Raw genomic sequence first — 19,014 nt, forward strand, 5'->3', positions numbered from 1 at the left:
GACCTTGCCTAAACCACTTACCATCATCCTCTTCATAGCGCAGGTGCTCATCCTGTTGCTCAGTGCCTACCGGGCCACGGGTCAAGGCTTGCCCCGGCCCAAATTGCGCGTCAGGGTGGTATTGCTGGATAGCAGACAAGCCCCGCTGGTGGGCGCGTCCGTGCAGCTAACCAGCCGCACCGATTCCACCGAACGCGTTAATGCTCTTACGGATACGCTGGGGGTGGCCACGGTATTACTGCACACCGACCAACCCTACGCACTGCGGGCTACGGCCATGGGCATGAAGCCGTTGAACAAAGGCATCAGGCCCACGGCAACGCAGACCACGTTTCGTTTTTCGATGGAAACCGACGTGCAGTCGCTAAACACGGTGACGGTAACGGCCAAAAAACCATTGCTTCGGCAGCAGGACGACATGACCATTGTTGACCCCACGCCCATTGCCGACATCAGCACCAACGCCTACGACCTGATGGAAAAAACACCCGGCCTCTTTCTCGATCAAGACGGCAACGTGTATATCAGCAGCGCCACGCCCGCCACAATCTATATCAACGGTCGTGAACAGAAACTGAGCGCCGCCGACCTGGCCACGCTGCTGAAAAGCCTACCGCCTAACAGCATCGAGCGGATGGAAATCATGCGTACCCCCTCGGCCAAATACGACGCGTCGGGGAGTGGCGGGGCGGTAAATATTGTTTTGAAGAGGGGGGTGAAGCTGGGCCGGACGGGCAGTATTTCGGGCAACATGAACCAGGGGCGCTTTGGTAATCAGGGACTTGGCATCAGCCTAAACAACAGCGAAGGCAACCGGTCGTCGTACCTGAACATAAACTACAACCGCCGCAACAGTTACGAACAACTTACCACCAACCGGCAGCTAACCGGCAATCGGTCTATTAGCCAGACTGCCTACACGCGCCTCCCCGGCGATGGCCTGTTTGTGGGCTATGGCCTCGGGTATGAGCTAACGAAGAAGTGGTCGCTGAATCTCGACGGGCGGGCCAACTACGGTTACAGTAACTCGTTTTCCGAGAACGAAACCCAGATTCGGCAGCGCGACGGCGGGGCTTTGCTCACCAGCAATCAAAACCGGTTGGGCAACACCGGTACGGCCAAATCGCTGACGCAGGAGGTGTCGGCCACCTACAAAATCGACTCGCTGGGGTCACAGTGGACCGTAGATGGGTCGTACAATTATACGAGCAACCAAACGGCACAGGGGTTCACCACGCAGTTTTTGCAACCCGCCCAGGCCACGCTCATCGGCGACGGTTCGATTAACACCAACCGGCATTTTGTCACCCTGCAAACCGACCTGCGCTACCGGCTGCGGGGGCAAATAACCCTCGAAACGGGCCTGAAAACGGCTATTCAGCAGTTCGACAGCCGCACCAGCTACACCACCGAAACCGACGGCATCCGCCTGCCCGACCGGTTTCGCACCAACGCCTTCGACTACAACGAGGCCATACACGCGGGCTACCTACAAGGGTCGAAACAGTTAGGGTCGGTGCTGCTGAAGGTGGGGGTCCGGGCCGAAAACACCAACATGAACGGTCATCAGCGCATTCCCCGCGACACCACCTTTCAACTGCACCGCACCGACCTGTTTCCGTATATATACCTCAGCCGACGGGTAGCCAAAATTGCGGGTTTTGAACTGCGCAGCTACCTCGTTTATCGCCGGTCCATCACCCGCCCCACCTACGATTTTCTGAACCCCTTTGCTCGGTTTATTGACCAGTATTTGTACGAAACGGGCAACCCGGCCCTGCAACCGCAGTTCACTCAAAACCTGGAGGCCAACGTGAGTGTGGATGAGATGCCGATTCTGGCCGTAGGGCGCAACTATACCCAAAACCTGTTTACAAGCGTACTGTACCAGGACCCCGTCAACAGCAGCGTGGCCTACCGCACTTACGCCAACCTGGGCCAAAACCGCGAAACGTATTTCCGGCTGCTGGCGGGCATACCGCCGGGCGGGCGCTTCTTTTTTGTGGTGGCCGCGCAGTATTCACACACCGACTACGAAGGCTTCTACGAGGGCAAACCACTGAACTTTAGCCGGGGGTCGTGGCGGCTGTTTACTTACCAGCAACTCAAACTCGATGGCCGGTCGACCCTGACGGTCAACGCGTTTTGCCTGCTCAACGGGCAGCAGCAGTTCTACGAGCTTGGCACGTTTGGCAACGTCAACCTGAGCCTGAACCGGCAGTTTATGAACCGCAAACTAACCGCGACGCTGGTAGTCTCTGATCCATTTTATACCAACCGAACGGCCTTTACGCTCAACCAGGGCAACATTCTGGCCGACGGCACCCGGCAGTCAGACACGCGCCGGGTGGGGTTAACCGTCCGCTATAATTTCGGACTAAAACGCCGCGAAGAACGCCAGAACCCCTTCAACATTGACGCCCTGGACCGGGGCAGCCGCTGAGACTAACCATAAATTATTGACAAACAACCATTTGTAAATCAGAAAGATAAATGCTTACTCGGCTGCTTTTATTATTACTTCTGCCGCTGATGGGCTTGGGTCAGAACCCGCCTAAGACAGACGTTGACCTACGGCTGGGGCTAACCACGTTTCGCGATAATAGGTACTCGGTGTTTCGCTATGCTATGCCAACGGTGGGCTTTCAGTTGAACAGAACCAAGTCGGTTGGTACTGGCGAAAAATGGCTCACCGTTGGGGCCTATTGGGGTCAGGATGTGCAGACGGGCCGGTTTTTTAGCCGAACCGCCGGGCTAAGCAGCAGCCTGCAACGTACCTATCGGCTTGGGTCAGCCAATACCAGCAAGCCCAGCCAATTTGGGTTGGGGTGGCAGGCCCAATTGGCCATACAGACCTATTACGACAGGCTGGCGTTCAACGAGACCACCGATAGCCACATTGGCGGATATGCGGCCCTCGAGTTAGCCCCGATGCTGTACTATCGATGGGAGTTCAAGCTGGCTAACCGCCCGGCCCTGTTTACCAACAGCCTGAGCGTTCCGCTATTGACGGGCCTGGTGGCGGGTAACAACGCGGGCAATTACTCGGCGGGAGTAGCATTTCCCGGGGCATTCACCGGCCTCTCCAACCAACTCTGGCTAACGCTCAACACCCCCGCCCGGCACCCCTGGCGCATAGGGTATCAGTGGAGTTACCGGGCCATCCAACTCGCCGACGCTAATCAGCAACACGCATTCAATGGGCTTGTTTTTGCCTGGACTCTTTAGCCAAAATCAACTATGAAAGCCAGGCAATTAGCCAATACAGTGCTGTCTGTCAGTTTATTGTTCAGCTGTGAGCGCCTACTGATACCAGCCGGAGAGGTAACCGTATTTGAGGGGCGCGTGGCTGATCCCGACCAACTCCTGATATCAACCCGCGACGTTGATCTGTTTTGGGAAGCCTATGACATGGCCCCGCAGGCTACTGACCAAACGGCCCATTGGCAACGCAACTATATCGACAAAGCAAGCCCCACCGTGCAGTCGACACTGAGTAGTGGCAAGATCACCGCCGCTATCATGGCGAAAGCCACGATAAGCACCTACCGGCAATTTTTCCCGTCGGTCAGGACGCTTACCACGGGTATGGTTCGCCAACAGGAGGGGGCCATCCGGCAGGGGTTGCGCACCTTGAAACAACTGTACCCCGACGCTACGTTTCCGGCCATCTATTTCGGTATGGGGTTATTCAACAACGGCGGTAAAAGTCTGCCCAGCGGCATTTACATTGGCACCGAATATTACACCGCTGCCCCCACCACCATCACGACCGAGTTGACAGCCTATTCGAGGGGTATCCTGTTCAATTCCAGCCAATTACCGGCCATTGTGGCCCATGAAATGGTGCATCAGCAACAGCGCTACGGCATAGCGGGCGGCAACACACTTTTGGCCGCTGCCATTGCCGAAGGGTCGGCCGATTTTCTGGCCAAACTAGCCACCGGAGCCATCGCTACGGGTACCGCAACATATACGTTTGGCGAGGCCAACGAGCGAGCAGTTTGGCAGGCGTTCAGCCAGGAGATGGACGGTACCAACTGGCGAAACTGGCTCTACAACGGCAACGCAGGCAACACCTACAATTACCCCGCCGACATGGGCTATTTCGTGGGCTACCGCATCTGCGAAGCCTACTACAACCGGGCCACCAACAAAACCCAGGCCCTCCGCGATATGCTACAAACTACGGATTATAAGGCGTTCTTAACCAAAAGCGGCTACCCTGAACTTTGGAAGTAGCCAATTTCTATTCACTACCTTACCGCATCTGCTTCGTGGTGTACCGGTCCATGACGTCGCTGGGGAAAACGTCGAGGACATTGGCGAGGACGAGGAGCACAAGGGTGCGCGAGGCAATCTTGCGGGGGATGTTGGCCAACAGGGCGAAGGAATCGACCGTGACGTGCGTGTTTTTGTCGAGGTGTTGCATGAGCACCTTTTCTTTTTCGCCGTAGGTGAAGCGCACGTTGCGGTCAGCGCGTTCGCCTTTCATGATCTCGCGTACCTCTTTGCTGGCCTGTACCGACTTATCATCTACCCGCACATACACCTTCTTGTTGTCGGGGTCGTTGGGATCGGGCAGAATATAGTGGGGGCGGTGCGGGCTGCGTGGAATACGGAATATAAGCACTTCGCGTTCGTCGTGCAGTTGTACACGCTCCAGGGTGTAGGTGATGGCGGGGAAACAAAACTTTTCGATGGCCCGCACCAGCAGGTACTCGTCTTCGTCGGCGTATTTGAGGCCCGGAATGGTGCCATCATCGCCGACACCGATCAGGAGCGTGCCGCCGTCGGTGTTGGCGAACGCTACGATTCCCCGCACAATTTTGTCGGGATGGTTGGTCTTGAGTTTGAACTCAAGACAATGCCCCTCTCCCCGGCGAACCAGGTCTTTGAGCATTTTATAGTCTGTAGTTGATCTGCCCACCATTTGCGTACTGATCACCTTCTAAAGATACAACCGCTAACCGAATTTGCAACCATTTTTTACGGTCACATACGGAACAATACAACCCCAACGATTCCTTAACTTAGTAACTGGTTCGGCCGCTAACTTTTTGGTCAAACGGGCGGTTGTGTAAACACAGTAAGCTACCAACTATAAAACGAACAAATGCTGGTAAACGTTGCTATTGCCCTATCTACGCTCCTGATCATGGAGGGGGTGGCCTGGTTCACCCACAAGTATATCATGCACGGCATCATGTGGAGCTGGCACCACTCGCACCATAACGCGCACAAGGGCTTTTTCGAGATAAACGACCTGTTTAGCATTCTGTTCAGCGGGGTGGCCGTGGGGCTGTTTGTAGTAGGGTTGGAAATACCCTCGCTCTGGTACCTGGCACCTATTGCAGCGGGCGTAACCCTCTATGGCATAGGCTACTTCGTCTTTCACGACGTGATCGTTCACCGCCGGATTCGCATCAAGTTTAGTACCAAAAATTCGTACCTGCTGCGTATTATGCGGGCGCATTACGTACACCATAAAGTACACACCCGCGACGGGGCCGAAGCGTTCGGTTTTCTGTATGCGCCCAAGAAATACGACAAAAAATGAACCGCGCCGCTCACCTCCACCGCCTGAAAACCGAAGCCTTCGACATCTGCATTATCGGGGCGGGCGCATCGGGGGCGGGCTGTGCTGCCGATGCCGCCAGCAGGGGGTTGCGCGTGGCCGTGATCGAGTCCGACGATTTTGGCGCGGGCACGTCGGGTACGTCCACCAAGCTGGTGCATGGGGGGGTGCGGTATCTGGAGCAGGCCGTTAAAACGTTTGATCCCAAGCAGTTAGCGCTGGTGCGAAAGGCGCTGCACGAACGCCGGACACTTCTGCACATTGCCCCGCACCTGTGCCACCCGCTGGCCCTGCTCACACCCGTGAGCAACCTGATTGAAGGGGCCTATTATGCCATTGGCCTGAAAATCTACGACTGGTTGGCCGGTAGTCGACGTATGGCCCCCAGCCAATGGCTGAATAAAGCCGAAGCCCTGCGCCATTTTCCGGCCTTCGATGGCCGCAAACTCCATAGCGCAGTGCTGTACTACGATGGGCAGTTCGACGATATTCGGCTGAACCTGGGGCTGGTGCAAACCGCCGCCAAATACGGTGCTTCCGTGGCCAACCACGTGCGGGTGGCATCGCTGGTAGCGGGAGAAAGCGGCCAACTCAACGCTGTAACCGCCCTTGACACCTTGTCGGGTGAGGCATTCACGATTCGGGCGAAAGTAGTGGTGAACGCCACCGGTACCCACGCCGACCGGCTTCGGCGGCAGGCCAACAGTGGGCAGGGCGTACGGATGCGGGCCAGCAAAGGTGCCCACGTGGTGCTGCCCGGCTCGGCCATGCCCCAAGCACCGGCGCAGACCGAACCGGCGGCGTTGCTGGTGCCCAAAACAAAAGACGGTCGGGTGCTTTTCGCTATTCCGTGGCGCGGGCAGTGGCTCATTGGCACCACCGACACCGAAGCTGACACCACCGACATGCCCGCCCTGCTGCCCGACGAAGCCGCGTACCTGCTGGCTGAAGTCAACCAGTTCGTGGCACAACCTGTGCCGATTGAGGCCGTAGCGGGTGGGTTTGCCGGGCTGCGTCCGCTGTTACAATCTGACCCCAATGCCAGCAGCAAAGCCGTAGTGCGCGACCATGAGGTAGAAATTGATACTAAATCGGGACTGGTCAGCATTATGGGTGGCAAGTGGACTACCTATCGGCTTATGGCGCAGGAAACGATTGATGCCTGTTGCGCGAAGCTGGGTCAGCCACGCCCCTGTGTGACGGAGTCACTTTTGCTTCAGGGTGCCGAGGGTTACGACTCCAACTACCCGAAGCGCCTCGCCGAACGTCACCCTGATATGGCGGCTGATATACTGGCACACCTAGCCGACACCTACGGCACCGAAGCCCCGGCAATTCTGACGTTGTTGGTTGAAAATCCGGCCTGGGGCACTCGGTTGGCCCAAAAGCACCCGTTTATTCAGGCCGAAGTGATCTACGCCGCTCGCACCGAAATGGCCCTGACCCTACCCGACGTGCTTATGCGCCGCATCCGCCTCGGCCTCATTGACTGGCAGGCTACGCTCGAAGCGCTACCCCTTTCGGCCCAGCTACTGGCTCGTGAACTCGGCTGGTCAACTACCGAAGCGGCACAGCATGAAGCTGATTTTCAGGCATATATTGAGGGGTTAATTGGCAAGGCAACGGGAAAGGAAGTTTATAGCTTGTAGCTGGCTCTACTCATATCTGACGGAGCGTTGCTCCGTTTGTTTCAACGCAGAAAACGGAGCAACGCTCCGTCAGACATACATCAAACCACAAAATAATTTCCCCGTTGACTGAACTTCTCCGCGACATTCGGGCATATCTCCGGGCTGATTTTAAACTAGCTTTATATGCCCTTACGGCGTTGTGGGTGGCGGTTTTGATTGCGATCAACTACACGTTACATCTCGAAAATGGACTGATTGATGCGCAGCCACTTAGCCCCTGGCGGCCAGTTTGGTACTTCGGCATGTACGCCACGGCCTACTACGGCGCGTTCTGGCTTTGGAGCCAATTTCACCACCGACTGGATATCTGGCGCAACCCGCGGTTTTGGCTTCATACGCTGGTGGCGCTGGTGGTGTTTTCCTACTATGCAGGCTTTGCCGGGTACGTCGATTGGGCGCAACAGTTCAGCGACTATCGGCTGTATCTGTATGCCTACAAGGTGTTTAGCAACCTGCATTCGATCCTGACCATTGTGCTGCCGCTAGGGCTTTACTACCTCTTCGTCGATAAAAATCAGAGCGGCTTTTATGGGTTGAAACCCAAGCGCAAGGGACTGCTGGTATACCTGATGCTATTGGGCCTCATGGTGCCGATCATCCTGTTTGCCTCGTTCCAGCCCGATTTCCTGGAAGCGTACCCCACCTACCGTAATCTCACTCCTCATGAAGCCCTGCACGTACCTGAGTGGCTCACGGCCTTCGGCTACGAACTAGCTTATGGATGGGATTTTGTGCCTACCGAACTGATCTTCAGAGGCTTCCTGATTATTGGCTTGAGCTATGTTTTGCGGACTGGTAGTCCGCAGACTGAGAACGAGGTCACTACCCAACCCGCCTACCTGACCTCACCTGCCATAGCGCAGCGCGGCCTAGCGCGGCCCGGACCCGTTCTACCCATGATTGTCTGGTATGCCACCATCCATTTTGGCCGTCCCCTCGGCGAGACCATTTCGTCGTTGTTTGGCGGGTACATTTTAGGCGTTTTAGCCGTGTCTACGCGCAGCATCTGGGGTGGGCTTTTTATCCACATCGGTATTGCCTGGCTTATGGAAGCCGCCGCGTTTTGGCAGCTACATTAACCCAATTACCCGGTTAGGCGTACGCGCTGCCCTGTTCTGGCGGCCTGATAAATGGCTTCGATGACCCGAAGGTCTTTCAGGCCTTCAACTCCAGCAATATGGTTGGGGAGCGGCTGGTTGGCTAGCAGTACCTGCCCAATGCCATCCAGTTGTGCCGCCTGCTGATTAATGTCGGGAAAGGTTAGCTCGCCCGCGCTTGTACGACCCCGAAACGGCCCGTAGCTCACTGCTGGACTGAGTTCAAAAAAACCGGTATCAGCAGCGGCATAAAACCGATCTACACTCATGTTGTTGGCACTCGTGGATGTGGCAATGGCCCCCGATGGAAATTCCAGTTGCCACGTAACGCTTTCTTCTACTTCGCGGTACAGGTCTTTATGCTGCACCGGACCAAACTGCGCGGTCACGGCAATTGGTTCTTCGCCAAGTACATAGCGGCTGCTTTGTACGCAATACACGCCAAGGTTCATTAGCGGCCCACCCCCCGACAACGCCTTTTTCAGGTGCCAGTCGGTGGGGGGGATACCGTCCAGGTGGTAGCCCAGCGAGACCTCGATGAGCCGTACCTGGCCAAACACTTTTTGCTGCCCCAATCGCTTAAGTTCTTGATGATAAGGCTCATAATGTAGCCGATAGCCTACTGCCAATTGCACACCCGCTGCCTTGCAGGCCGCAATCATGGCCTCGCACTCAGCCACCGAAACGGCCATTGGCTTTTCCACAATAACGTGTTTGCCCGCCTTTGCTGCCCGAATTGTCAAGTCCTTATGCAGCCCGTTCGGCACCACCACATACACCACGTCGATATCCTTGTTGGTCGCTATGTTGTCGAAATCCTGGTAGCTGTAGCAGTTTTTCGGCGCGATGGTATATCGCTTTTGCCACTGCTCCAGTTTGGCCGGTGTGCCCGATACAAGCCCCGCCAACTGGCAGTAGTTCGACACGGCTAGCCCCTCGGCCAAATAGCCCGCATACCGGCCCAATCCGCAGAGGGCTACGTTTAGTTTTTTGGAAACATGGGGGGCGGTTAGACCAGGCAACTGGGGTACAGATGCCACGGCAGAAGCCCCGACACCTACACCCATCTGTCGCAAAAAATGTCGGCGAGGGTAACGTTCCATACGTGGTAATTTGCTCTTTCGGGTAATACTATACCAATTCGGTATGAAGCACGCGGGCATTTACACCAACGGACCGCCAGCCGGATTACTGGCCTGGCCCATGATACCCCCTAAAATTGCCCGTCCGAACCCCCTTTACCCGTTTGGTGTTCTTTAAGCAGTATGATTACCACTACACATCAGAACAAAACGGTTCAGATTCAGCACCTTGGCCTGGTCGATTATCAGGCTGCCTGGGATGAGCAGGAGCGGCTTTTTGCCGACACCGTTGCCCGGAAAATCGCCAACCGCACCCTTCCACCCGACGAGCAGCTGCCTACGCCCAACTACCTGCTTTTCTGCGAACACCCGCACGTGTATACGCTGGGCAAGAGCGGCCACGAAAGCCATCTGCTGGCCAATGATGACTTTCTGAAACAGATTGGTGCCACCTACCACCGCATCAACCGGGGTGGCGATATCACCTATCACGGGCCGGGCCAACTCGTGGGCTACCCTATTCTGGATCTCGACAACTTTTTCACCGACATTCACCGCTACATGCGGCTGCTGGAAGAGGCTATTATTTTGACCCTCAATGATTTCGGCATCCAGGCCGGACGTATTTCGGGCCTGACGGGTGTATGGCTGGGTGGTTCCGGCGGACCGAGCGGACCGGAGCGCAAAATCTGCGCGATGGGCGTGAAAGCAAGCCGTTGGGTAACGATGCATGGTTTTGCCTTGAACGTGAACACCGACTTAAGCTATTTTTCTCATATTGTTCCCTGTGGCATTGCCGACAAAGCCGTGACCTCCATGCAGCAGGAACTGGGCCACCCGGTGCCTATGGCCGAGGTGACGGAACGGCTGCAACGGCATTTACTAGATTTATTTGAGATGAACGGTTAGGTCTAAAGTTCAATGTCTACAGTCTAATGTTGCTCCGCGTAATACAGTAACTAAGGAAGCAACTTTGGACTTTAAAGATTGAACTTTGGACTCTTTTCTTTCCATGAAAAAAGACATCCCTTTCTTACCCGTTGAGGGCATATAGGTGGTTGTGGCCCGGAAATTGACTGAACTGAATCAGTACGAATGGCAGGTGTATCTGATTAACCAGAATGACCAACCTATTCATAATGTGTTTGTTACATCGAGTGGGTACGGCGAAAAGGACGGTGAGGTGCAAAAGACAGCTACACTTCGTCATTACTTCGTCGACCTGCAACCAGGGGCGTATGAGATCGTAGAGTCAATCATGCCCGACGTTTTTCACTTAAACAATGAGTTCTGGGTCAGCTATTATATTGGCGCTCAGATCTATGACAAAAAATTCATTTTCGTGCCCGACAGCATCACTGAAGCACACCTGGTCAATATACCGGTGCTTGGGCTGGAGGGTATATTACATGTTTAAGGTTTGTCATTTGGCTTCGCCGTCATTCAGTGGTCATTCGCTTGGCTCTCATTCATTGTCTTTACAACTAATGACTAGTTAATGACCACCGAATGACGGCGAAGCCAAATGACAAACCCTTCTAAATGAAACCCAAAAACAACAAATACACCAAAGCACCCTCGACGGCCGGATCACGGAACAGTCAGGGGACGCGTGGGGGGTATGGCAAACGGCCCGCTGGGCCAGCCTCCGGGCCTGCCAAGACCTTGGGCCACGCCAATACGTACCTGGACGAACTAAAAAACGACGTTGCAGCCTTTTTTGAGATCAACAACACCGGCCAATGGAGCACCATGGACGTGGTCGAGAATTTTGACGCGGACGACCGTAAGCTGAAACTGATGATTCAGGGCCTGGTGGGCGAACTCTTCGACGAAGGCCGCCTCACGCGCCTGCCCGACGGGCGGTATCAGTTCAACGCCAACCAGAACACCATTCTGGGAACCGTAGAGCACGTCAACGCCAAGTTTGCGTTTGTGGTGCCCGACAACGGCAACCGAGATCGGGACAACGATATCTGGGTACCTGCCGAAGACCTCGGCGGGGCCATCGACGGCGACAAGGTGCGCGTCATTGCCTTCAGCGATTCGCGGCAGCGCGGCACCCGGCAAATGGCCCGGCGCATTGTGGGGCGCGTGGTAAGCATTGCCGAACGGGGCAAACCCGACATTGTCGGGACGCTGGAACGGCATGGTAAACACCTGTTTGTGACGCCCGACAGCCGCCGGATTTACCACGATATTCTTATCCCCGACGATAAGCGGGGCACGGCCGAAGCCAACGAAAAAGTAATCGTGCGGCTGACTACCTACCCCGACAGCGACGATCTCGATGGCCATTTTACGGGTGAGGTTATTTCTGTACTAGGCAAGGCTGGGGAGCACGATACCGAGATGCACGCCATCCTGGCTGAGTTCGGTTTGCCCGTAGAATTCCCCGCCGACGTTGAGAAAGAGTCAGAAGAAATTCCAGTAGTGATTGACGAGGCTGAGATCAGGGAACACCGCCGTGATTTTCGGAACGTTACCACATTCACGATTGACCCGGTCGATGCCAAAGATTTCGATGATGCCTTGTCTGTCAAGTACTTAGGCAATGGTAATTACGAAATTGGTATCCATATCGCCGACGTTACCCACTACGTTACACCCGGCACCGAACTGGAAGAAGAAGCTTACAAACGTGCTACGTCGGTGTACTTGGTAGACCGCGTGGTGCCGATGCTGCCCGAAAAACTCTCGAACGGCGTGTGTTCCCTTCGGCCCAACGAAGATAAACTGACCTTCTCGGCGGTGTTTGAAATGAACGCCGAGGCGAAGCTGGTGAAGGAATGGTTTGGTCGCACGGCCATTCACTCCGACCGTCGGTTTTCGTATGAAGAAGCGCAGGGTATTCTGGACGCCGGGCAGGGTGATTTTGTAAAAGAATTGACCCTGCTGAATGGCCTCGCCCACAAAATGCGCGACGAACGGTTCAGGCACGGGGCCATCAATTTCGAGACACCCGAAGTACGGTTTAAGCTGGACGAGAACGGGGTGCCGCTGGCCGTAATTCCCAAGATTCGGCAGGATACCAACAAGCTCATCGAAGAGTTTATGTTGCTGGCTAACAAGCGCGTAGCCGAATTTGTGCACAGCCTGTCGCGCGGGGCGGAGCCTAACACGATGGTTTACCGCGTGCACGAAGGCCCCGACGAAGACCGCCTGCGCACATTATCAGAATTTGCGGGTCGGCTGGGGTACAAATTGAAAGTGGATGGCAGTCAGTTGTCGCAGTCGATGAACCGCTTTATGGAGGCTATTGAAGGCAAACCAGAGGCGGGCATGTTGTCGCAGTTGGCCGTGCGGACTATGTCGAAGGCGCGGTACAGCACCGAAGATCTGGGGCACTTTGGCCTGGCGTTCGAGCGGTATTCGCACTTCACGTCGCCCATCCGGCGCTACCCCGACATGATGGCTCACCGGCTGCTGCAACATTACCTCGACAAAGGCCGGACCGTAGATCGCGAGACGCTGGAGGCCCGTTGCAAGCATGCCTCTGACCGCGAGCGAGCCGCCGCCGAAGCCGAACGCGCCAGCATCAAGTACAAGCAGGTGGAGTTTATGAGCAACATGCCTAAAGACATGGAGTTTGCAGGCGTGATTGCGGGCGTAACCGAGTTTGGCTTTTTCGTGGAAATCCCCGAAAACAGCTGCGAGGGTCTGGTGCGGATGCAGGACCTGGACGACGATTTCTACGAGTTCGACAAAGACAATTACCGCATCATTGGCCGTAAGGGCAAGAAGATGTACACCTTCGGCGACGAGGTGACGGTGAAGGTTAAAGACACCAACCTCGCCCGCCGCAGCATCGACTTCACGCTCATCAGCGACAAAGCCAAAACTGCCGAAGACGGTGGGTTCATCCGGGCATCACAGGGTGGCCGCGAAGGGGGCCGCTCTCGCCGCGACGACAGCCAGCGCAACGCTGCCCGCGGTCGCAAAGCCACCACCGGGGGCCGCGCCAAAGCCATTGGCGAAGCCGCCAAATCGAACAAAGGTGCCGCCCCCAAAGGCCAAAACCGCCGGGGAGGCCGGGGACGGTAATCCACTAATTCCTACCAAAAAGCCCGCTCCTGTATTCAGGAGCGGGCTTTTTGATATTGATTGTCTTTTATGCTGTAGTTAGCAATTCTAGAAATTCTTCTGCCCTAATCGGTCGAATTGGAGGAAATGGAATGGATAATAACACCTCGAAATGTCGGTCATTGGTGACCAAATAATCAGCCAATCTTACTGATTAGGGTCGTTCAGGATTGCGTCCATATCCTGATCAGTCCAGCCATTACGTATCCAGACTTCATCAGCCTGGTTTGATAATCGTTGAGCAAAGTATTGACCTATCAGCTCTTTGATCTACAGCAAATCCTTTTCGTCAATTTGATGCGCATACAGCCGTAGTAACTCTATCTGAAGATTGCTAAGCGGAGCACGTGATGCAGTCATAAGCACGTCTATTTACTTTATAAGAGTAAAGATAACCGAAACATGGTAAGGGCTGGTTTTCAGTAGAAACCCGTTTTGTATTGAACAAACCACAATTTGTATAGGCCCTGCCGCCCGTGATAGCCGGACCTTTGTGGTGTACAAAACGGAATCAACACAACGTATGAATACGATCAAACAAGTGGCCCTGGGTAGTCAGGGGCTGGTGGTGCCAGTGGAAGGACTGGGCTGCATGGGCATGTCGGGGACACCGGGCGGAACGATCTACGGCGCTATGGACGACACCGAAAGCATTGCCACTATTCACCGGGCATTGGAACTGGGCGTAACCATGCTCGACACCGCCGACATATACGGGCCGTTTCACAACGAACAACTCGTAGGCAAAGCCATTGCCGGTAAGCGCGATCAGTTTACCATCGCCACCAAATTTGGTTTCGACATTGACGATGCCGGTAATTGGAATTTTGGTATCAACGGTCGGCCTGAGTATGTGCGCAAGGCCATTGACCGGTCGCTGAAACACCTCGGCACCGATTATGTTGACTTGTACTACCTCCACCGCCTGGACCCCAACGTACCCATTGAAGAAACGGTTGGGTCTATGGCTGAGCTGGTTACGGCGGGCAAGGTGCGTTATCTGGGCCTGTCGGAAGTGCCGGTAGACATCATTCAGCGGGCGCACGCAGTGCATCCCATCACGGCTATCGAAACCGAATATTCGCTGTTCGACCGGGGCGTGGAAGAAAACGGCGTACTGACCGCTACCCGCGAGATGGGCATTGGTTTTGTTGGGTATTCACCGCTGGGGCGGGGTTTCCTGTCGGGCGAAATCAAGTCGCCGGACGATTTTGAGGCGTCTGATTCGCGGCGGTATTTTCCCCGCTATATGGGCGAGAATTTCTACAAAAACATGGAACTGGTGGAGAAACTAAAATCTTTTGCCGAGGCCAAAGGCATCACGTCGGCACAACTGGCATTGGCCTGGGTGCTGGCCAAAGGCGTAGTGGCTATTCCCGGCACCAAACGCCGCAAGTACCTAGAAGCCAATGTTAACGCCGCCAGCCTGACACTGACCGACGCTGAACTAACTGAAATGGAAGCGGTTATGCCCGTGGGTAGTGCCGTTGGTGATGCCTATCCGGTCTTTGGCTAAACCAACATATGAAGCATCCTGTCAACGATTTTCAGGTACTCAACACCGTATCTGACTACGTGCGGTTTTACGAGATGGCCGCGCCGTTGCACCCGCTGCTCACGATCCTTGACCTGAGTACGACCCGTGTTCGGGCGGCGCTCACGGCTGAGGAGTGGGCGCGGCTGTACACGCCGGTGGTGCCGCAACTCTACACCGTGTTTCTGAAACGTAACCTGAAAGGGACGCTCTACTACGGGCATCAGCCCTACGATTTCAGCGAAGGGGTGCTGGGTTTTTCGGCCCCCGGTCAGGTGTTTACCATAGATCCGTCGCTGGATATTTCGGAGGTAACGGGCTGGATGCTGCTGTTTCACCCCGACCTGATTGCCCGGTACCCGCTGGCCAAAAAAATGGCGAGCTACAGCTTCTTCTCTTACGATTTGCACGAGGCCCTGCACCTGTCGGCTCAGGAAGAGACCATGCTCGATGGACTGCTGGCGGGTATTCGGACCGAATACGAACGCCCCATTGATGCCTTCAGTCAGGACGTGCTGGTGTCGCAACTGGAGGTGCTGCTCAACTACGCCAACCGGTTCTACAACCGGCAGTTCATTACCCGCCGCCACGGCGAAAACAGTTTGTTGACCCGTTTTGAAGCCCTGCTGACGGCCTATTTCGCGCAGGAGGGCACCAGACCGCTGCCTACAGTGCAGTATTTCGCCGATGAACTGGCCGTGTCGCCTGCTTACCTGAGCGACATGCTTCGCACCCTGACGGGGCAAAATACGCAGCAGCATATCCACCACGCCCTGATTGACAAGGCCAAGCAACTGCTGCTCTCTACCTCGCTGACGATCAACGAAACGGCCTTTCAACTGGGCTTCGAGTATCCGCAGTATTTCAGTCGGCTATTCAAAAACAAGACTGGCCTCAGCCCGGCTGCCTTCCGGATTTCGGTGCAGTGAGCATTGACGTTATAGCCGCACCACGATTTTGCCGAAATGCGCACCGCTTTGCAGAAGCATAACACGACTACCCACATGAATGCCCGTGATGCGCAGGCTCCGAATCAAAATCAGACCCGTAGCAATGGGTGCCGACGGCCCCATGAGTATACCCACAAAGGCGATGTGGCCACTGGCACGGGCGAGTTTTTCGTCCGACGATCACCACAAACAGTCAGCTATATTCGTATCTTTTCTGTGTGGAACACTACTACCTAAAACTGTTCGATTACATCGCCGAGACGTTAATCTTGCCCGATGCCGACAAAGCTTCTATCCGGCGCTTATTTAAGCCTGTTTTTGTGCCCAAAAACACCATCATCGAGCCTGCCGGGCACGTGCCCCAACACCATAATTTTGTCGTTTCGGGCTACCTGCGAAACTTCCACCTGGACAATGACGGCAATGAAATCACGACCGATCTCAACGATGGTTCGCGCTTTTTTACTTCGTATTTCCATTTCATGAACCGCTCGGTTTCCAACGAAAACCTGCACTCCATCACGGATTGCGAACTGCTGCGTATCAGCCGCGACGATGTCGATGCGGGGGCGGCGCACAGCCTTACCCAGAAAGACTACACCATCCTGATCCTGCAAAAGCACCTGGAAGACAACAAAAAACGGATGCACAACCTCATCAACCTGACCGCCGAGGATCGGTATGGGCAATTTCTAATCGATTACCCAACCCTTATCAGGTATGTGCCGCTACGCTACATCGCGTCGTATCTGGGCATTACCCAGCGACATCTGAGCAGGCTGCGGCGCGAGACTACCCCCAATTAAAACCGTTCATCCCTATTAGACATTTGTCTACGCAGCATCGACGTGGCCGGCTCTACGTTTGAGCGAATCTTAACGACCGTTCGACCATGCTGACCGACAACGATGTTCTCCTGCCCAAAGCGGCGAAGCCGCCTTACGAAACCCGATTACTGACCCTTGCAGCCACCAGTTGGCTGATTGTAGCCACGGCGGGGCAATGGCTATTTGGGGTGTATATCCTGCTGTTTTATGGCCAATCTACCCTGGCAGGCGATTTTGAGCGGTGGAATAAAGTCCTGCCCCACGGCTACGTTGCCGGCGACTGGAAGGGAAATCTGGCGGTAGGTATGCACGTGCTGCTGGCGGCTATCCTCGTCATGGGTGGACCCTTGCAACTGCTGCCGCAACTCCGTCAACGGGTGCCGCGGTTTCATCGCTGGCTCGGCCGGGCGTATATAGTTACGGCTTTGGTAGTCAGCACGCTGGGGCTGTTTATGACCTGGACACGCGGTACGGTAGGCGACGCCACGCAGCACGTCAGCATCAGCATTCAGGCGCTGTACATCATTGCGTTTGCCTTACTAGCCATCCACTATGCCCGAACCCGTCAATTTGCCCCGCACAGGGTCTGGGCGCTGCGGCTGTTTATGGTAGTCAGTGGGGTATGGTTTTTCAGAGTGGGCCTCATGTTCTGGCTATTGGTCAACGGCGGGCCAGTGGGGTTTGATCCTCACACCTTCACCGGCCCTTTTCTCACGGCTCTATCCATCTTCACCTACGCCATACCGCTGTCGTTGCTTGTGCTGGAACTGTATTTATACGCCCAGAGAAGGCAGCTTAAGCTATTTAGCCTGTTTGTGGCGGGTGTTATTTTCCTATGCACACTTATTATGGGCATTGGTATTGTGGGGGCTACCCTGGGCATGTGGCTGCCTAACTTGTAACGCGCCGTCACCGCGCGCCGTGGCTGCCTACTGCTTGCTGCCAGATAACCGCCACAGCCAAATCAACGAGATCAGTAGCGCCACCCCCACACCGATACTAAGCCACACTCCCGCCGCCAGCGGCAAAAGCAGCCAGACGGCTACGCCCGCGCTAACCACCAGCCGCGCCGCCTCGACCCGATATGCCCACGCACGTCCCTCAAAAAACCAGCCGAAGTTGACCACCGTTGCCCCGATGAGCACACCAATGAGGGCTTTCTGGGGCCAGGTGAGCAGACCCTGAAACTGCAAAAACGGGAATGTGGCCATTGTCATGAGCGCGTACTGAAACAGCACATACCAGTTGACCGATTGCGCCACCAGGGGCGTGTCGAACTTCTGGTAGTTGGTCCGGTCTACAACGGGAATGGGGTGATAAACGGCCATTTTAGCGTCCCAGCCCGGTTTGTAGAACAGCACCTTCAGTTTGTCAGCTAGCTTGGGCGCGTCGCGAAGTTGCAGGCCGATCTGTTCGTAATGGGCAAAATTGGCCCAGACGGGGTTCCAACTATTGATGGGCGTGGTGATGCCGTAGACGGGCTTTTCTTCTTCGGCCTGGAAGGTGCCAAACATCCGGTCCCAGATGATAAACGTGCCCCCGTGGTTCTTGTCGATGTATTTGGGGTTGCGACCGTGGTGTACGCGGTGGTGCGAGGGCGTATTCATAAACCACTCCAGCGGCCCCATCCGGTCGATAAGTTCGGTATGAATCCAGAACTGGTAGATGAGGTTGAAGCCCCCCACCACAATAAGCTGGGTGGTGTCGAAACCCAGCAGGGCCATTGGGATGTAGGCCGGGGCGGTCCAGACACCCTGAAACCAGCTTTGGCGCAGGGCTACCGAAAGGTTGTACTCTTCGCTTTGGTGGTGCACCACGTGGCCACTCCAGAACAAGTTTACTTCGTGGCTCATACGGTGGGCCACGTAATAGCAGAGGTCGTAGAGAAAAAACGCTACTATCCAACTCCACCACGTATGAGGTACGTGAAACAGAGCGAATTTGGTGTATATGACTTCGTAAAAGCCTAACGTAATGACCTTCAAAAAAATACCCACCACCTGCTGCGACGTGCCCGCGCTAAGGTTGGTGATGGAATCATTGAGGCGATACAGCTTGGTTTGCTGGTAGCGGTCAATCCAGATCTCGATTCCCATGGCCAGGAAAAAGAACGGAATGGCCAGCATGACCGGGTTGAAATTCATAGTCTGCGGGAGTCTGTCATAGGTTTAT

18 protein-coding genes are annotated in these 19,014 nt (G+C 55.2%); 13 read left to right on the top strand and 5 right to left on the bottom strand.

The features are described 5' to 3' along the window. Positions 1-4: 4 nt before the first annotated feature. The 3 genes from J2I48_RS08545 to J2I48_RS08555 are packed head-to-tail and all read left to right on the top strand — an operon-like array spanning position 5 to position 4,242. On the top strand, positions 5-2,443 hold the full coding sequence (locus J2I48_RS08545; RefSeq protein WP_229375965.1) for an outer membrane beta-barrel protein: 2,439 nt from the start codon (positions 5-7) through the stop codon (positions 2,441-2,443). 50 nt (positions 2,444-2,493) lie between these two features. After that, the gene (locus tag J2I48_RS08550) at positions 2,494-3,228 is read left to right on the top strand and encodes a hypothetical protein (RefSeq protein WP_207335000.1); all 735 of its coding nucleotides are present in this window, start codon (positions 2,494-2,496) and stop codon (positions 3,226-3,228) included. A 12-nt stretch (positions 3,229-3,240) separates the two neighbouring features. Next, the gene (locus J2I48_RS08555; RefSeq protein ID WP_207335001.1) at positions 3,241-4,242 is read left to right on the top strand and encodes a gliding motility protein GldB-related protein; all 1,002 of its coding nucleotides are present in this window, start codon (positions 3,241-3,243) and stop codon (positions 4,240-4,242) included. A 19-nt stretch (positions 4,243-4,261) separates the two neighbouring features. On the opposite strand, the gene J2I48_RS08560 is transcribed toward J2I48_RS08555, so the two are convergent. Further along, positions 4,262-4,903 carry an AlbA family DNA-binding domain-containing protein gene (locus J2I48_RS08560; protein WP_229375967.1) on the bottom strand — a complete coding sequence of 214 codons (642 nt, stop codon included), beginning with the start codon at positions 4,901-4,903 and terminating at the stop codon, positions 4,262-4,264. A 213-nt stretch (positions 4,904-5,116) separates the two neighbouring features. Here J2I48_RS08560 and J2I48_RS08565 point away from each other — a divergent pair, with 213 nt between their 5' ends. From J2I48_RS08565 to J2I48_RS08575, 3 genes are all read left to right on the top strand, one after another. Further along, positions 5,117-5,560 (top strand): sterol desaturase family protein, encoded by a 444-nt coding sequence (locus J2I48_RS08565; RefSeq protein ID WP_207335002.1) that lies wholly within the window; start codon positions 5,117-5,119, stop codon positions 5,558-5,560. After that, positions 5,557-7,227 (top strand): glycerol-3-phosphate dehydrogenase/oxidase, encoded by a 1,671-nt coding sequence (locus tag J2I48_RS08570; protein ID WP_207335003.1) that lies wholly within the window; start codon positions 5,557-5,559, stop codon positions 7,225-7,227. The genes J2I48_RS08565 and J2I48_RS08570 overlap by 4 nt, the downstream gene beginning before the upstream one ends. A 104-nt stretch (positions 7,228-7,331) precedes the next feature. Beyond that, positions 7,332-8,348 carry a CPBP family intramembrane metalloprotease gene (locus J2I48_RS08575; RefSeq protein ID WP_207335004.1) on the top strand — a complete coding sequence of 339 codons (1,017 nt, stop codon included), beginning with the start codon at positions 7,332-7,334 and terminating at the stop codon, positions 8,346-8,348. Positions 8,349-8,353: 5 nt separating this feature from the next. On the opposite strand, the gene J2I48_RS08580 is transcribed toward J2I48_RS08575, so the two are convergent. Beyond that, on the bottom strand, positions 8,354-9,469 hold the full coding sequence (locus tag J2I48_RS08580; RefSeq protein ID WP_207335005.1) for a Gfo/Idh/MocA family protein: 1,116 nt from the start codon (positions 9,467-9,469) through the stop codon (positions 8,354-8,356). Between the two features lie 162 nt (positions 9,470-9,631). On the opposite strand from J2I48_RS08580, the gene lipB reads away from it, so the two are divergent. From lipB to rnr, 3 genes are all read left to right on the top strand, one after another. Continuing rightward, positions 9,632-10,357, top strand: coding sequence for a lipoyl(octanoyl) transferase LipB (gene lipB, locus J2I48_RS08585; protein ID WP_207335006.1), 726 nt, complete (start codon positions 9,632-9,634; stop codon positions 10,355-10,357). Positions 10,358-10,502: 145 nt separating this feature from the next. After that, a complete protein-coding gene (locus J2I48_RS08590) occupies positions 10,503-10,865 on the top strand; it encodes a hypothetical protein (RefSeq protein ID WP_310587264.1) in 363 nt (120 codons plus the stop codon). A gap of 125 nt (positions 10,866-10,990) precedes the next feature. Beyond that, positions 10,991-13,492: a ribonuclease R gene (gene rnr / locus J2I48_RS08595; protein ID WP_207335007.1), complete on the top strand. Its 2,502-nt coding sequence runs from the start codon at positions 10,991-10,993 to the stop codon at positions 13,490-13,492. Positions 13,493-13,678: 186 nt separating this feature from the next. Here rnr and J2I48_RS28745 read toward each other — a convergent pair whose 3' ends face one another. Further along, a complete protein-coding gene (locus J2I48_RS28745) occupies positions 13,679-13,801 on the bottom strand; it encodes a DUF8507 family protein (protein WP_510186076.1) in 123 nt (40 codons plus the stop codon). Between the two features lie 253 nt (positions 13,802-14,054). Between J2I48_RS28745 and J2I48_RS08600 the strand changes: the two genes are divergently transcribed. Both J2I48_RS08600 and J2I48_RS08605 read left to right on the top strand, forming a co-directional pair. Further along, a complete protein-coding gene (locus tag J2I48_RS08600; protein ID WP_207335008.1) occupies positions 14,055-15,047 on the top strand; it encodes an aldo/keto reductase in 993 nt (330 codons plus the stop codon). Between the two features lie 8 nt (positions 15,048-15,055). Continuing rightward, complete coding sequence (locus J2I48_RS08605) at positions 15,056-15,994, top strand: helix-turn-helix domain-containing protein (RefSeq protein ID WP_207335009.1); 939 nt, start codon at positions 15,056-15,058, stop codon at positions 15,992-15,994. Between the two features lie 9 nt (positions 15,995-16,003). On the opposite strand, the gene J2I48_RS08610 is transcribed toward J2I48_RS08605, so the two are convergent. Then, positions 16,004-16,150, bottom strand: a complete 147-nt coding sequence (locus J2I48_RS08610) for a hypothetical protein (RefSeq protein WP_207335010.1) — start codon at positions 16,148-16,150, stop codon at positions 16,004-16,006. An 83-nt stretch (positions 16,151-16,233) separates the two neighbouring features. On the opposite strand from J2I48_RS08610, the gene J2I48_RS08615 reads away from it, so the two are divergent. Together J2I48_RS08615 and J2I48_RS08620 are read left to right on the top strand one after the other, a co-directional pair. Beyond that, positions 16,234-16,821 (top strand): Crp/Fnr family transcriptional regulator, encoded by a 588-nt coding sequence (locus tag J2I48_RS08615; protein WP_207335011.1) that lies wholly within the window; start codon positions 16,234-16,236, stop codon positions 16,819-16,821. Between the two features lie 86 nt (positions 16,822-16,907). Then, the gene (locus tag J2I48_RS08620) at positions 16,908-17,744 is read left to right on the top strand and encodes a DUF2306 domain-containing protein (RefSeq protein WP_207335012.1); all 837 of its coding nucleotides are present in this window, start codon (positions 16,908-16,910) and stop codon (positions 17,742-17,744) included. A 27-nt stretch (positions 17,745-17,771) separates the two neighbouring features. Here J2I48_RS08620 and J2I48_RS08625 read toward each other — a convergent pair whose 3' ends face one another. Further along, entirely contained in the window at positions 17,772-18,986 is a 1,215-nt protein-coding gene (locus J2I48_RS08625) for a sterol desaturase family protein (RefSeq protein WP_207335013.1), read from the bottom strand. Positions 18,987-19,014: the final 28 nt, after the last annotated feature.

Origin of the sequence: Fibrella aquatilis (genome assembly GCF_017353255.1) — a bacterium.
Lineage (GTDB): Bacteria > Bacteroidota > Bacteroidia > Cytophagales > Spirosomataceae > Fibrella > Fibrella aquatilis.